Origin of the sequence: Pseudoalteromonas sp. CF6-2, assembly GCF_021729425.1 — a bacterium.
GTDB classification, from domain to species: Bacteria; Pseudomonadota; Gammaproteobacteria; order Enterobacterales; family Alteromonadaceae; genus Pseudoalteromonas; species Pseudoalteromonas arabiensis.
In genome coordinates, this window is record NZ_CP091442.1 from 372,562 (window position 1) to 388,243 (window position 15,682).

Genomic DNA, 15,682 nt, shown 5'->3' on the forward strand with positions numbered 1-15,682 from the left:
ATGAAAATCACTATTGTCGGAACTGGTTATGTAGGCTTATCAAATGCAATGCTACTTGCTCAGCATAACCAAGTTATTGCACTGGATATTGTTGAAGAAAAAGTTGAGTTGCTTAATGCAGGTAAGTCGCCAATTATCGATACAGAAATCGAAGCATTCTTGACGAATAAAGATTTACAGTTTTCGGCAACCACAGACAAGCACTTAGCATTGAAAGATGCTGAATTTGTGATTATTGCAACACCCACTGATTACGACCCTGATACTAACTATTTTAATACGGGTTCAGTTGAAGCGGTTATTAATGATGTTTTAGCTATCAATCCTGATGCAACGATGGTGATTAAGTCTACGGTTCCGGTTGGCTTTACTAAAGCAATAAAAGAGCAGGTGAATAGCGACAATATCATTTTTTCTCCAGAGTTTCTGCGCGAAGGTAAAGCATTGTACGATAACCTGTATCCATCACGTATTATCGTGGGTGAGAAAAGTGAGCGTGCAAAGGTATTTGCTGAGTTATTAAAACAAGGTGCAGAAAAAGAACATATTGATATCTTATTTACCGACTCAACAGAAGCCGAAGCGATTAAGCTGTTTTCAAATACCTATTTAGCGATGCGCGTAGCCTATTTTAATGAGCTTGATAGCTATGCCCAAAGCCATGACCTTGATGCTAAACAAATAATTCAAGGAGTTGGTTTAGACCCGCGCATTGGCTCTCATTATAATAACCCTTCGTTTGGGTATGGCGGATATTGCTTACCAAAAGATACCAAGCAATTACTAGCAAACTATAAAGATGTACCAAATAATATGATTCGAGCGATTGTTGATGCAAACTCGACAAGAAAGGACTTTATTGCCGAATCAATTATTAAACAAAACCCTAAAGTAGTAGGTATTTATAGGCTGGTCATGAAATCAGGATCTGACAACTTTAGGGCTTCAGCTGTACAAGGCATTATGAAGCGCATTAAGGCAAAAGGCATTGAGGTCATTATTTATGAGCCTAGCCTACAAGAGAATGAGTTCTTTAATTCAGAAGTCGTAACAACAATTGATGAACTAAAGTCACGCGCTGATATTATTATTTCTAATCGCAATACCGATGAGTTGGCTGATGTTGCTGAAAAAGTGTACACACGCGATTTGTTCGGTAGTGATTAACTATTTATTACTATGATTAAATGATAGCTAAGCCTTTTATCTTTTGATGAGGGGCTTGGTTAATTCAATAGTATTACTTTATTTGGTGCAGTGTTTCCCCCTGTTTTATTCAACACAAAAAGTGTCATTATTTATTGTTAACATGAAGAATATTAATAATAAATTACCTTGGGTTTGATATAATGTTCCCCTTTTGAGTGGTATCATTATACTCCGTTAAGCCAATGAGCGTCTTACGTTAAAGCGCTATTTTAGTCACGATTTAGCACTTTATTTAGCTGAGTGCGTAACAATAAATGATTGATTATGTCGTACGCTTTATTTTATTCAGCAAGTAATAAAATAAAAATAGTAGGTATTAAATTAGCTTAGCGACTTAGCCTAAAAGGACATGAACCTCAAAGGGTTACCATATTTGATGAAGTGAGTGACGTTTTGCCTCGCTTGTATGAGTAGTTAAAGTGATAATTTGTTCATATTCGAGCAAGCTTTACACTGCTAACTTAGTTGTAAATTTGAGTTAATATTTAAAAAAGGACTTAATATGAAAGCTGTTATCCCTGTTGCGGGTCTTGGAACTCGTATGCTTCCAATGACGAAAGCCATTCCAAAGGAAATGTTGCCGCTTGTCGATAAGCCTCTAATTCAATACATTGTTGATGAATGTGTGGCGGCAGGAATCAAAGAGATAGTGCTTGTAACACACAGCTCTAAAAATGCCATTGAAAACCACTTTGATACCAGCTTTGAGCTTGAAGCGACGCTTGAAAAGCGTGTTAAACGTACTTTATTAGAAGAAGTACGCTCTATTTGCCCTGATGATGTGACGATTATGCATGTACGTCAAGGCGAAGCAAAAGGGCTAGGTCATGCGGTATTATGTGCGAAACCTATTGTAGGTGATGATGACTTTGTTGTTGTGCTACCAGACGTCATTCTTGATAGCTATACAGCGGATCAAAAAACAGAAAATATTGCAGCCATGATCAAACGTTTCAAAGAAGTCAGAGCAAGCCAAATCATGCTTGAGCCTGTTGCAGCCGAAGATGTTAGTAAATATGGTATTGCTGATATTGGTGGAGTGACGATTAAAGCTGGCGAAAGCGCACCGATCAAAACCATGGTAGAAAAGCCAAAAACTGAAGAAGCGCCATCGAATCTTGCGGTTGTTGGTCGTTATGTATTGTCTAAAGCTATTTGGCCTATCCTAGCAAAAACCTCGGCAGGGGCTGGTGGCGAAATTCAGTTAACAGATGCAATTGATGCATTGATGGAAGCTGAAATAGTCGAAGCGTTCCACATGAGTGGCCGTTCACACGACTGTGGTGACAAGCTAGGCTATTTAAAAGCAATCATCGAATACGGTATGCGTGATGAAAAGCTAGGTGCTGAGTTTTCAGAGTTTGTTGCACAAGCAGTTGCACCTAAGCCGACCCATTTAAAAGCAGTTTAATGCTGTTTTCTGGTTTAGAGTACACAGAACGCCTGCATTAATGCAGGCGTTTTTGTTTCTAACCGTTATTGCCCTAGTCAAACAGGTAGTCGCGACTTTACGTCGCGCAAATCAAATGCAACCAGCCTAATCGTAGTTGCGACTGTATGTCGCGCAAATCAAATGCAACCAGCCTAATCGTAGTTGCGACTGTACGTCGCGCAAATCAAATGCAACCAGCCTAATCGTAGTCGCGACTTTATGTCGCGCAACAACCTTAATTATTGATTTCTAAAATCGCTTTAAGGGTATGCTCTTTATCTAGAATATCACGATAAAGTGCAAACTGATTACGAGCCCGCTCTAAATTGTGGTTCGCATGTTTAGTGGCAAAGTAATTATCACCATCAATAAAGTCAGTCAAAAAGCGTAAGCCAATCATAAACGTCATGACTTTGGTGCCTAGCCAAAAGCTTTGTTTTTCGGCATCGGTGATCACATTTTGCAGCGGTTCAACATAGCCTTTTACAATTGCTGCGAAAATTTCTTCACGCACGCGAACATTATTTAAGTTAGTTGAGTCTTCTTGCTCAGGTGAACAAAATGTACGTACCATATCGCCAAAATCAAACAGCCAATAGCCAGGCATACAGGTATCAAGATCGATCACCGCTTTCGCATTGTCTGACTTTGTGCAAAACAGCATATTGTTGATTTTGGTATCATTATGACAAGGCCTTAAAGGAATAGTACCGTCAAGCGCTTTTAATTCTGCAACGAGGCTTTGCTGTGCTAAGCAAAAATCAACATCGTCTTGGCATAGTGCAGTTCTGTTCAGTGGGTTTTGCTCTAGCACTTTTTTGAAGGCAGCAAATCGCATTTCTAGGTTATGAAAGTTAGGAATGACATGATGTAACTGTTCAGCCTGAAAATCTTGCAGAGCAAGGGCGAATTGACCAAATGCATTGGCCGCAGTTTGTGCTTGCGAGATGCTGGCTACAACATCTTCACTATAACTGCCGCCAATAAATTCGAGTGCGCGCCATACTCCTTGGTCATATTCAACCAAAAAGTCATTTTCAATAGTGGGTACGTGACGAATAATATCTAAATCATACTCACCATTATTATTTTTCTTTGTTAAGTGCTGTTCTATTAAACGGGCATTCTCAACGAGCTTCTCTGGGGCTGGAAATACATCCGTATTTAACTTTTGTACCACCAAGGCCTGATCATCTGCTTTAAGAAGCATGGTTGTGTTTATATGACCATTTCCAATAGGCTTTAGGCTAATATTGGCGTCGTTTAGGCCATAGCACTGAGATAAATGCTCAGCTACAGGGTTTGACTTCATTGAGAGTTCACTCTTCATTTTTGATTGCACTGGGGCGGTGACTGTTACTTCTTCCGTGATATAGTTCATAAAGCTTATTCGAAACCTTTTCTAGCTCTGATTTGTAAGTCACACCATACCAAGGCGACAGGGCTGTATAGACTGTGACAGATTGGTGTTTACCTTGAATGGCGGCTTGGATTTGGTCGGGCAAATAATACTCTTTTGTGACACCGTTGTCATTACTTTCTAGGAACTCAAAAAAGCCGCTTTCTAAGTAATTGAACACATCGGGAGTTATTCCCCAAAAGCTCATTGAGCCCAATGAATCATCTGCAATTACCACTCTTTCACCTTGTGGAGTATCGCCGTAAAGAGCAGTATTTTCGTGTTTAATATTTAAGTATTCAATCACATTAGTGAGCTGCTGTTGTTCATTGACCTCACACAGCCCGCGATTAACTCCCCCTTCATCTGACAGTGTTTGGCTAATTGGGTAACCAACCATGGCCCATTGCATGCTGTGCTTAAAGTGTTCAGCAACTATTTCAAACGAAGTATCGCCATAATAGTCATCAGCGGTGATCACAATCGCAGGATTATCTACATAAGGCTTTGCACAAAGCAGTGCATGCCCAGTTCCCCATGGCTTGATGCGCTCTGCAGCTAGGTGGCCGAACTTGTCTGGTAACGCATCAATACTTTGCTCAACTAATACAACATCGAGGCCATTAGGAAGTCGAGGTAAGATTGTGGCCTCAAGTTCAGCACGAATTTTTTGATTAATAATGATCACAACTTGGCTAACACCCACTTTGACTGCATCGGCGATACTTAGCTCCATGATTGTGCGACCAAGACTTGGAATTTCAGCGATTTGTTTATTTCCGCCAAAGCGACTACCTAAGCCACCAGCTAATATAATTAAAGTGAGAGAATGCTGTGCCATTGTATCTATTAAATAAAAAACAAAATCTGAGTCTATCAGAAACAATCAAAACGTAGGAGGCGTTTTAATATTGAATCTTTTTTATTTATCGTTGAAGTTATTTTGTCGGCTTTATTTTAACGAGTAATGTTTACTCGCATCCCCCTTACCCCAGTGGTATATTGTCGTTTGAGGTATTGAATCGTTTAAATAGAGTGGGCGATGGCAAAAGATAGATACGCGCCTAAAGCACTGGGCGATATTATGGCAGGGCTCAATAGCCGACTTGCGTCCTATGCAGGCAAGGCGCAAGGGCTATCGAGTCAGCAAGTTATACTGGACGACTTCTTAGGCGAAACATTATCAAAAAAATGCCGAGTGAGTAATTATCGTGATGGTACTTTAATGATTGAGGCGGTCTCTGCCCCTATAGCACTGCGCTTAAATTATTTAAAAATGGACATGCTGTCGCACTTTCGTAAGGCGGGCATGGCTGAACTTGGGCAAATTAAAATTACTGCTAATCCACAAGCTACACAGCGTTTATCAGCAAAATCTGAGCAAGACAAAAAACCAGTTACAAAACGTCACATGAGTGAGCAAACAGCCGATTACCTCAGCGCCATTGCTGCGGATGCACCGCCGTCGTTAAAAGCTAAATTAGAACGCTTAGCGCAACATGGCCGTAAGAAGTAACGTGTAGGTGTGAAATTTATTTTGTGCGGGGGTTGCGGTCTGCTCGCAGTTCAAAGGGCGTCTTGCGAGCATAAGAGGCCTTCAGATTCGCCTTTTTTCATCCCTGATCTTGATTTTATTTCGATTGTCGCCATATCTACCCAGTGATTTAATTTTTACGCATTAGATCAAAGATTACGGCTAATTTTTAAATTTTCTTGCTGAAAATCCATATCTTCACACACAGAAGGTTTGATGTTGCGCAGACTCTGGTATGATAGCGCACGAAATAAGCTGTGTTTTAAACAGCGTACTGATAAATTGTTAATTAATATGCCCTACATCATGAGCATAAGCGCATATTAATTATCAATTAAAGAAAGTGGGTTAGCTAACGACTAGCTAACAAAGAATATATTGTAACGGTTTTATCATGATATCTAATTTATTTACCAAGATTTTTGGTAGTCGCAATGACCGCACTATTAAAAACCTAAGAAAGACGGTCGCACTGATCAATGCGCTTGAAACGCAATTAGAGGCGCTTTCTGATGAAGATCTAAAAGCAAAAACAGCGGAATTTAGAGAGCGTTACGATAACGGACAAAGCCTAGATGATATCTTACCAGAAGCATTTGCTGTGGTACGTGAAGCATCTAAGCGTGTAAATGGCATGCGTCACTTCGATGTACAGTTACTAGGTGGTATGGTTTTACATCAAGGTCGTATCGCAGAGATGCGTACCGGTGAAGGTAAAACATTAACGGCAACATTGCCTGCCTACCTACGTGGTTTAACAGGCAAAGGTGTTCACGTAATTACCGTGAACGACTACCTTGCAAAACGTGATGCGGAAACTAACCGTCCATTATTTGAATTCTTAGGCCTAACAGTAGGCTGTAACGTACCGGGTATGATGCCACAGCAAAAGAAAATCGCTTACGCTGCTGACATTACTTATGGTACGAATAATGAATTTGGCTTTGATTACCTGCGCGATAACATGGCATTTAGCATTGAAGAGCGTGTGCAACGCCCACTTTACTACGCAGTAGTGGATGAGGTGGATTCAATCCTAATCGATGAAGCGCGTACGCCGCTTATTATCTCAGGCCCTGCTGAAGATAGCTCTGAGCTTTACATCGAAATCAACAAAATTGTGCCAGAACTTGAGCTACAAGAAAAAGAAGATGAAGAAGGCGTTGAAGGCGACGGCGACTACACTATCGACGAAAAGTCTAAGCAAGTTCACTTAACTGAACGTGGTCAAGTTAAAGTTGAAGAACTACTGATCGAGCGCGGCTTAATTGAAGAAGGCGATTCACTTTATTCAGCCTCCAGCATCACATTATTAAGCCATGTGTATGCGGCGCTTCGTGCTCATAAGCTGTATCAAAAAGACGTTGATTACGTTGTTAAAGAAAACGAAGTTATCATTGTTGATGAGCATACAGGCCGTACAATGGAAGGTCGCCGTTGGTCAGAGGGTTTACACCAAGCTGTTGAAGCAAAAGAAGGTGTACGCATTCAAAACGAAAACCAAACATTGGCATCAATCACATTCCAAAACTACTTCCGTTTATACGACACATTAGCGGGTATGACAGGTACAGCAGACACAGAAGCGTTTGAGTTCCAGTCTATCTACGGTCTCGACACAGTCGTAATGCCAACGAACAAACCGATGATCCGTGACGATCGTGCTGACCTTGTCTACCTTACACAAGAAGAAAAGTACGAAGCAATCCTTGCTGATATCAAAGATTGTCAAGAGCGTGGTCAACCGGTACTTGTGGGTACTATTTCTATCGAAAGTTCTGAGTACTTATCGCAGTTCTTGCGTAAAGAAAAAATTAAGCACAATGTACTTAATGCGAAATTCCATGCCCAAGAAGCAGACATTGTTGCTGACGCGGGCTTACCTGGCACAGTAACCATTGCAACTAACATGGCCGGTCGTGGTACCGATATCGTGTTAGGTGGTAACTGGCAAAGTGAGGTTGAAAAGCTTGAAGAGCCAACTGATGAGCAAATCAAAGCGATTAAAGAAGCGTGGCAAAAACGTCACGACGCGGTAATCGAAGCGGGTGGCTTACATATCATTGGTACTGAGCGTCATGAATCTCGTCGTATCGATAACCAGTTACGTGGTCGCTCGGGTCGTCAAGGTGATGCCGGTTCAAGCCGTTTCTACTTATCAATGGATGACGCATTAATGCGTATCTTTGCTGGTGAGCGTATGACGAACATGATGCGTAAGCTAGGTATGCAACGCGGTGAAGCGATTGAGCATCCTTGGGTTAACCGTGCAATCGAAAACGCACAACGTAAAGTTGAAGCGCGTAACTTCGACGTTCGTAAACAATTACTTGAGTACGATGATGTAGCAAACGATCAACGTCGTGTTGTTTACTCACAACGTAATGAGCTACTTGAAGAAGGCGATATTTCAGAAACTATCACAGCTATTCGCAGCGATGTGCTAAACGGTACGATTGACCAATACATTGCGCCGCAAAGCCTAGCTGAAATGTGGGATATTCCAGGCCTTGAAGAACGTTTAAAGCAGGATTTCTTAATCGAGCTACCTATTGCACAATGGTTAGCTGATGATAATAAACTGTACGAAGAAAAACTTCGAGAGCGTATTGAAGAAGCGGTTGAGCAAGCATATAAGCAAAAAGAAGAGATGGTAGGTGAGTCTGTACTACGTCAATTCGAAAAAGCAATTATGCTACAAAGTCTTGATCAACATTGGAAAGATCACTTGGCAGCGATGGATCACCTTCGTCAAGGTATTCACTTGCGTGGCTATGCGCAGAAGAATCCGAAGCAAGAATATAAGCGTGAGTCGTTCGAGTTATTCTCTGAAATGCTTGAGAACTTAAAAGTCGACGTTGTCGGTATTTTGAGTAAAGTACAAGTTCGCGCTGAAGAAGATGTTGAAAAAGTTGAAGAGCAACATCGTAAGAGCGAAAATGCACCGCGTGAATACCAGCACGAAGAGGCAGAGCACCTTGGTGGCGAAACACCACAAGATGCAGTGGTTAGCCATCGTGCAGAACCAAAAGTCGGTCGTAATGAACCGTGTCCTTGTGGTTCAGGCCAAAAATTCAAACAGTGTTGTGGTAAATTAAAGTAACCTAAACTCTGGGAAAAAAGCGACGCTTGCGTCGCTTTTTTTATGATTGAGGAAATATAAAATGACTAAAAAAATAGTGCATGTTGCAGTCGGCGTTATTTATAAAGATCAGCAGCTATTTATCTGTAAACGTCCAGATGACAAACACCAAGGCGGCTTATGGGAGTTCCCTGGTGGTAAGGTCGAGCAGGGCGAAAGCGTATTTGCAGCGCTACAGCGTGAGCTGTTAGAAGAAGTAAATCTAACTGTTAACGGCAGTGAAGCGCTAATGGTGATCGAACATGACTATGGCGATAAATGCGTTCGTTTAGATGTGCATATTGTTGATAACTTCAAAGGCACTGCTCATGGCGCAGAGGGGCAACAAGGGAAGTGGGTAGCAATTAATGAACTTGATAGTTACGCCTTTCCTGCAGCCAATGTAGAAATAGTTGAAAAGATAAAGCAAAAATACGAGCAATAAGCTTTGGTGAAAGTGTGAAATTTAAAAGCGCCCTGCAAGCCATTGTCCGCTTGGTGGTGTGTAATTCCCTCTTTCTCTATCAAAAGTGCTGATATAAAATAAAACGACACTAAATAGCGTATGATAAATATATTCTAATAGTATATGCCTTACTTGTTTACGGTATCATAGCTTCTCTATTCAGTGGTTATTGACCTACACTTTTGTTTTTTGTCAGCGTTTAGTGCTGAACCTCTTTTTTAAGGTTAACAATGAAATATTTAGTCACCGGAGCCGCGGGTTTTATTGGTGCTGCGACGTGCCAAAAGCTATTGAACGCAGGGCATGATGTTATAGGTATCGATAATTTAAATGATTATTACGATGTTAATTTAAAACTGGCTCGATTGGCTCAATTTGAATCTCATGAGCGCTTTTCTTTTAAAAAGCTTGATATAGCGAATCGCGTTGAAATGGCTGAGTTATTCGAAGTAGAAAAGTTTGAACGCGTTATTCACTTGGCGGCTCAAGCTGGTGTGCGTTATTCGATTGAAAATCCTGATTCATACGCCGATTCAAACTTAGTTGGGCACTTAAATATTTTAGAGGGATGTCGCCATAACAAGGTAGCACATCTAGTGTATGCGTCTTCTAGTTCTGTGTATGGTTTAAATGAAAAAACACCATTTGAAACAAAAGATAGCGTTGATCATCCTGTATCATTTTATGCAGCAACTAAAAAAGCGAATGAGTTAATGGCGCATAGTTACTCGCATTTATATGATTTACCCACCACAGGGTTACGCTTTTTCACTGTATACGGCCCATGGGGTCGCCCAGATATGGCGCCTTTTATTTTTACTAAAAAGATGCTTGCTGATGAAACAATAGATATCAATAACAATGGCGATATGTGGCGCGATTTTACTTATATTGATGATATCGTTGAGGGCGTTATTAGGGCGGCAGATGTTATTCCAGAGCGTAATGATCATTGGCGAGTAGAGACTGGTTCACCTTCGACAAGTTCTGCTCCGTACCGTGTTTATAACATTGGCCATGGTAGCCCTATAAATCTAATGAAGTTTATTGAAGCAATCGAGTCTGAGCTGGGTATTGAGGCAAAGAAAAACTTTCGAGAAATGCAGGCCGGTGATGTTTATAAAACATTTGCAGATACCCAAGACTTATTTGCTGCAACAGGTTACAAACCTGCTATTGGTTTAGAAGAGGGTGTAACAAAGTTGGTTACTTGGTATAAATCATTTTATGGCTAAATTATAAAGCCCAAATACAATAGATGATTGAGCTTCGACCTGCGGATGTTTGTAAGGTAACTATTATCTTTATTTAAGTAATAACGACCTTACAAAATAAGCGCCTATTTGTTTCACACTATCGCTTAAATATGCGACTCATCGCTTTTGATAAGAATTGTTACATATTCGATTTTATTGTTTTGCTTGAGAGGTTTATGATGGACAAAGCGAAAGACTGCCTATTCGTAGTATTTCGAAAATACCTCTAACTATACGATAAGTACGGGAACCTCATGAAAAAAGTAACACTTACCGCGGCAAGTATCGCACTTGCGCTCGGTCTTGTTGGTTGTGGTGAAAAAGAACAAGAAACTAAAGCACCAGCAACTGCTGCCGTCACTGAAGCAAAAGCGCCTTTAAATTCAGGTATTGAACTGGCGAACATGGACAAGTCTGTTCGCGCACAAGATGACTTTTACTATCACGTAAACGGCGAATGGTTAGAAAAAACAGACATTCCTGGTGATAAATCAAACTACGGTTCATTTACTCAGCTTTATGATGATTCGCAAAAAGCGATGAAAGAAGTACTCGAAAAAGCGGCCGCAAATACCAATGTTAAGCCAGGTTCTGATGAAGCAAAACTCGCTGCATTCTATAACAGCTACATGGATGAAGCCGCTCGTGAAGCGGCAGGCATCAAACCATTATCGCCAGTACTTGAAAGCGTTGATGCTGTAAAGAGCAAGTCTGATCTTGTTGCTTTAATGGCTGAACTTCGCATTAAAGGCGGTAACTTGCCGTTTGGTTGGTACGTAAATAACGACGCGAAAAACTCTAGCGAAAACGCGATGTATGTTTATCAGTCTGGCTTAGGTTTACCCGATCGCGACTACTACCTAAAAGATGATGAAAAATTCACAAAAATTCGTGAAGCTTATCAAGCATACGTAACCGCTATCTTAAGCAAAGCGGGTGTCGCTGATGCAGAATCTGCGGCTAAAGCTATTATTGATCTTGAAACACGTATTGCTGATGCACAGTGGAGCCGAGTAGAAAGCCGTGATGCAACTAAATCTTACAACAAGATGAGCGTTGCAGATGCCAACAAACTTACTGGTGACTTTGATTTTGCTGCTTACCTTGATGCGTCAGGCATCAAGACTGAAGATGTCATTGTTCGCCAACCTAGCTACCTAGAAAAATTTGCAGGTATCTACAGTGATACAGACTTAGCAACTTGGCAGAACTACCTTAAGTTCCACTTTGTAAGTAACTACTCAGCGCTATTAGATAAAGAGCTTGTTGATCTTAACTTTGATTTCTACAGCACAACACTGCGCGGTGTGACAGAGCAGTCACCACTTTGGAAAAAAGCCGTTGATGCATCAAACGGTGTATTAGGTGAAATGTTGGGTAAAGTGTACGTTAAAGACAACTTCCCGCCTGAAGCGAAAGCGCGCATGGAAGAGTTAGTTGATAACGTGATCAAAGGTTACGCAGTAGCAATTGAAAACCTTGAGTGGATGAGCCCAGAAACAAAAATTGCTGCGAAAGCAAAACTTGATAAGTTCACACCTAAAATTGGCTACCCAGATAAGTGGAAAGACTACTCAGCACTTGAAATGAAAGGTGATGACCTAGTGGGTAATTACATTCGCCATAGTGAGTGGGAATTTGCAGATATGACGGCAAAACTAGGTAAGCCTGTTGATCGTTCTGAGTGGCATATGACACCACAAACAGTAAATGCTTACTATAACCCAGTGAACAACGAAATTGTATTCCCAGCGGCTATCTTACAACCACCATTCTTTAACCTAGAAGCAGATGATGCTGTTAACTATGGTGCAATTGGTGCGGTCATTGGTCACGAGCTAGGTCATGGTTTTGATGACCAAGGTGCTAAGTATGATGGTGACGGTAACTTACGTAACTGGTGGAGCGAATCAGACCTTAAACAGTTTGAAGAGCGCACCGGCCAGTTAGTTGCTCAATACAATGAATACAAGCCATTTGAAGATGCTAGCGTAAATGGTGAGCTTACACTTGGTGAAAACATTGGTGACTTAGGCGGCTTAACCGTCGCTTATACTGCTTATCAATTATCACTGGGTGATGAAAAAGCGCCTATCATTGATGGTTACACAGGTGATCAGCGTTTCTTCATGGGGTGGTCACAAATTTGGCGTCGTAAGTACCGTGACGAAGAGTTACGTAACCGCCTAATGACAGACCCTCATTCACCAAGCCATTACCGTGTAATCGGTATTCTTTCAAACATGCCAGAGTTCTATCAGGCATTTGATGTGAAAGAAGGCGACAAGATGTATATCAAACCAGAAGATCGCGTAAAAATCTGGTAATGGATTATTGATTTAAAAAAGGCTCTGAGTGAACGCTCAGAGCCTTTTTTGTTTTACATTTTTGTATTACTGCTTATGCTCATTTTTTAGTTTAACTGAAATGGGTACGAGATGGTATCATCAAAGAAGAGACTTAAAGGGCGTATTTCAAAAGCAAATAGCTACTATTCGGTAACTTTGTGTTGTTACGGGCGGCAGTCTATTTTCAAAGACTTCTGTCATGGCGCTATTGCAGCTAAGACCCTTTATTATTTAGAAGATAAAGTAGAAACAATCTGTTTTGTGTTAATGCCGGATCATTTACATTGGATATTTCGGTTGTATCCAAAGCACAATTTATCTCAAGTTGTAAAGCATTATAAAAGCCTAGTAACTCTCTCTATTCGCAAGAAAATGGGCAGGAAAGTAGTTATCTGGCAAGGTAATTTTTATGATCACTTGATTAGAGATGAAAGTGATTTATTAAACCAAGCTCGTTATATAGTTGCCAATCCTCTACGTGCCAATTTAGTTAAAAGCGTCGGCGATTATCCATTTTGGAATAGTATTTGGCTGTAGGCGTGAAATTTATTTCGCGCAAAGGTTTCAGGTTGTGTGGCGTTTCAGACGCGTCCTGCGATCATGACGCCTACGATTGATGTAGGCGTGAAATTTATTTCGCGCAAAGTTTTCAGGTTGTGTGGCGTTTCAAATGCGCTCTGCAAGCATGACGCCTACGATTGCTGTAGGCGTGAAATTTATTTCGCGCAAAGGTTTCAGGTTGTGTGGTGTTTCAAACGCGCCCTGCAAGCATGACGGCTACGATTGATGTAGGCGTGAAATTTATTTCGCGCGAAGGGATTTAAACCATAATTGCATCTTTCAGATACTGGAATAATTCTTTGTAACTCTTAGCTGGTTTTTCTGCTTTGACTTCTTTGGCAGCGCCACGCACTAACTGGCGCATTTTTTGGCGCTCAAGTGCTGGATATTGCTCAATCGTTGGATTAATTAAGTCATCACCTTGCTTGATTAAATCATCTCGAAGCTTTTCGATTTTATTCATTAATACATCAGCTTGGTTATTTTTGTTCAGCATGATGTCAATCATGGCCTGAATTTCGTCCACGTTTTCTGTGGTACGTAATACTTTGGCGATGTAGTTTAAGTTACGGCGGTAAGCATCACTCTTATCACTGACTTTATCAGAAACAACTAACGCTTCTTTTAAATCGTGATTGAGCGGTAAACGATCACGTTGCTTTTTCGGCATTTTTGCGATTTCAGCACCCAGACCATGATATTGCATGGCTTCACGTTTTAATTCGCTTTTTGATACGTAAATAATTTCTTCTTCGATAAGTGGCTTTTTCTTCTTCGCCATAAGGATGCTCATTCAGTAAACTTAACTATTGGCTATTATACGTCATTTAGTTAATGATTAATATTAGCTGATGCACGTCTCGCAGTGTGTTAGCATTCGTTACACTATAAAAAATAGCAGAACCTAGGACACACAAGATGAAAGATCCTATTTATCAACACATTTCTGAAGTTAAAGACGCGGTCAGCGAAGTGCTAGAGCATGCAAAAAAGCTCGGTGCAACTGCAGCAGAAGCGGCGATGTCGAGCACCTCAGGTTTGTCTGTCAGCACGCGCATGGGCGAAGTTGAAACAATAGAGTTTAACCAAGACGGTGGCTTAGGTATCAGTGTTTATGTGGGTAATAACAAAGGCTCTGCTTCAACGGCCGACTTAAACCCTAAAACATTACGTACAGTGGTCGAAAAAGCCATTGATATCGCAAAATTCACTTCTGATGATCCATACAATGGAATCGCTGATAAAGAGCTACTTGAGTTTGCGCCACTCGATTTAGATTTATACCACCCGTGGGAAGTAAGCCCAGAGCAAGGTATTGAACTTTGTCATCAAGCAGAGCAGGCGGCATTAAACGCCGATAAGCGTATTGTCAATTCAGATGGGGCGAGTTTTTCTTCTCACCAAGGTTTACGTGTTTATGGTAACAGCCATGGCATGGTTGCAGGTTACCCGCGCACGCGTCATAGCATTAGCACTATGGTGATTGGTAAAGAAGGCGAGCAAATGCAGCGCGATTCTGCGTATACCGTAGCGCGCCATAAAGATGATTTAAACGACGCTGCAAAAGTGGGCCTCGAAGCGGCAACAGAAACCTTGGCTAAACTTAATAGCCAAAAGCTCGGTACTATGAAAGTGCCTGTTATCTTTAGAGCAGATATTGCCAATTCATTATTCGGTCATTTAGTGTCGGCGATTGGCGGTGGTGCGCTTTATCGTAAATCGAGTTTCTTGCTTGATAGCCTAGGGACTAAAGTATTTAGCGATTGTGTGAATATCTCTGAGCGCCCGCATTTATTAAAAGGTTTAGCGTCTTCACCGTTTGATGCTGAAGGTTTAAAAACCGTCGATCGTGAAATTATTCAAGGTGGTGAGCTGCAAACTTACCTGTTAGCAAGCTATGCAGCGCGTAAACTATCGATGGCACCAACGGGTCATGCTGGTGGTATTCATAACTGGCTAGTTGAACAAACCCATGCCGATTTGAAAGCGCTATTAAAAACCATGGGCACAGGCTTATTGGTAACTGAACTTATGGGTCAAGGTGTGAACACGGTGACTGGTGATTACTCACGTGGCGCAGCGGGTTTCTGGGTTGAGAATGGTGAAATCCAATATCCTGTAAGTGAAATCACAATTGCTGGTAACTTAAAAGATATGTTTAAAGCGGTCGTTGGCTTAGGTGGTGACATTGAGCGTCGTGGCGGTATTCAAACAGGCTCTGTATTAATTGAACAAATGCAGGTTGCGGGTAGTTAATTCATCAATAATTAATCATTTTTTAAAAGCCTCACTTTAGTGGGGCTTTTTTATTTGAAAAAACGCTTTACCTAAACTTAACTTGAGGTTTTATCTTGGT

At 41.1% G+C, this 15,682-nt stretch carries 12 protein-coding genes; 9 read left to right on the plus strand and 3 right to left on the minus strand.

What is annotated here, in order from left to right; genetic code table 11:
• Both L3Q70_RS01805 and galU read left to right on the plus strand, forming a co-directional pair.
• Entirely contained in the window at positions 1-1,167 is a 1,167-nt protein-coding gene (locus L3Q70_RS01805) for a nucleotide sugar dehydrogenase (RefSeq protein ID WP_237114758.1), read from the plus strand.
• A gap of 544 nt (positions 1,168-1,711) precedes the next feature.
• Complete coding sequence (gene galU, locus L3Q70_RS01810; RefSeq protein ID WP_062567267.1) at positions 1,712-2,620, plus strand: UTP--glucose-1-phosphate uridylyltransferase GalU; 909 nt, start codon at positions 1,712-1,714, stop codon at positions 2,618-2,620.
• 256 nt (positions 2,621-2,876) lie between these two features.
• Here galU and L3Q70_RS01815 read toward each other — a convergent pair whose 3' ends face one another.
• Both L3Q70_RS01815 and L3Q70_RS01820 read right to left on the minus strand, forming a co-directional pair.
• The gene (locus L3Q70_RS01815; RefSeq protein WP_193988913.1) at positions 2,877-3,953 is read right to left on the minus strand and encodes an aminoglycoside phosphotransferase family protein; all 1,077 of its coding nucleotides are present in this window, start codon (positions 3,951-3,953) and stop codon (positions 2,877-2,879) included.
• Positions 3,954-3,960: 7 nt separating this feature from the next.
• Positions 3,961-4,881: an NTP transferase domain-containing protein gene (locus L3Q70_RS01820; protein WP_237114759.1), complete on the minus strand. Its 921-nt coding sequence runs from the start codon at positions 4,879-4,881 to the stop codon at positions 3,961-3,963.
• Positions 4,882-5,082: 201 nt separating this feature from the next.
• On the opposite strand from L3Q70_RS01820, the gene L3Q70_RS01825 reads away from it, so the two are divergent.
• The 6 genes from L3Q70_RS01825 (at position 5,083) to L3Q70_RS01850 (ending at position 13,302) form a co-directional block, all read left to right on the plus strand.
• Positions 5,083-5,556, plus strand: coding sequence for a DciA family protein (locus L3Q70_RS01825; RefSeq protein ID WP_237114760.1), 474 nt, complete (start codon positions 5,083-5,085; stop codon positions 5,554-5,556).
• 412 nt (positions 5,557-5,968) lie between these two features.
• Positions 5,969-8,677: a preprotein translocase subunit SecA gene (gene secA, locus L3Q70_RS01830; protein ID WP_237114761.1), complete on the plus strand. Its 2,709-nt coding sequence runs from the start codon at positions 5,969-5,971 to the stop codon at positions 8,675-8,677.
• Positions 8,678-8,738: 61 nt separating this feature from the next.
• Complete coding sequence (gene mutT, locus L3Q70_RS01835; protein ID WP_237114762.1) at positions 8,739-9,140, plus strand: 8-oxo-dGTP diphosphatase MutT; 402 nt, start codon at positions 8,739-8,741, stop codon at positions 9,138-9,140.
• Between the two features lie 251 nt (positions 9,141-9,391).
• On the plus strand, positions 9,392-10,396 hold the full coding sequence (locus L3Q70_RS01840) for an NAD-dependent epimerase (RefSeq protein ID WP_237114763.1): 1,005 nt from the start codon (positions 9,392-9,394) through the stop codon (positions 10,394-10,396).
• Positions 10,397-10,671: 275 nt separating this feature from the next.
• Entirely contained in the window at positions 10,672-12,744 is a 2,073-nt protein-coding gene (locus L3Q70_RS01845) for a M13-type metalloendopeptidase (protein WP_062567274.1), read from the plus strand.
• Between the two features lie 111 nt (positions 12,745-12,855).
• Complete coding sequence (locus L3Q70_RS01850; protein ID WP_237114764.1) at positions 12,856-13,302, plus strand: transposase; 447 nt, start codon at positions 12,856-12,858, stop codon at positions 13,300-13,302.
• A gap of 283 nt (positions 13,303-13,585) precedes the next feature.
• Here the strand turns inward: L3Q70_RS01850 and yjgA are convergent, their stop codons facing one another.
• On the minus strand, positions 13,586-14,107 hold the full coding sequence (yjgA, locus tag L3Q70_RS01855) for a ribosome biogenesis factor YjgA (RefSeq protein WP_062567435.1): 522 nt from the start codon (positions 14,105-14,107) through the stop codon (positions 13,586-13,588).
• A gap of 137 nt (positions 14,108-14,244) precedes the next feature.
• Between yjgA and pmbA the strand changes: the two genes are divergently transcribed.
• Complete coding sequence (gene pmbA / locus L3Q70_RS01860) at positions 14,245-15,582, plus strand: metalloprotease PmbA (protein WP_237114765.1); 1,338 nt, start codon at positions 14,245-14,247, stop codon at positions 15,580-15,582.
• Positions 15,583-15,682: the final 100 nt, after the last annotated feature.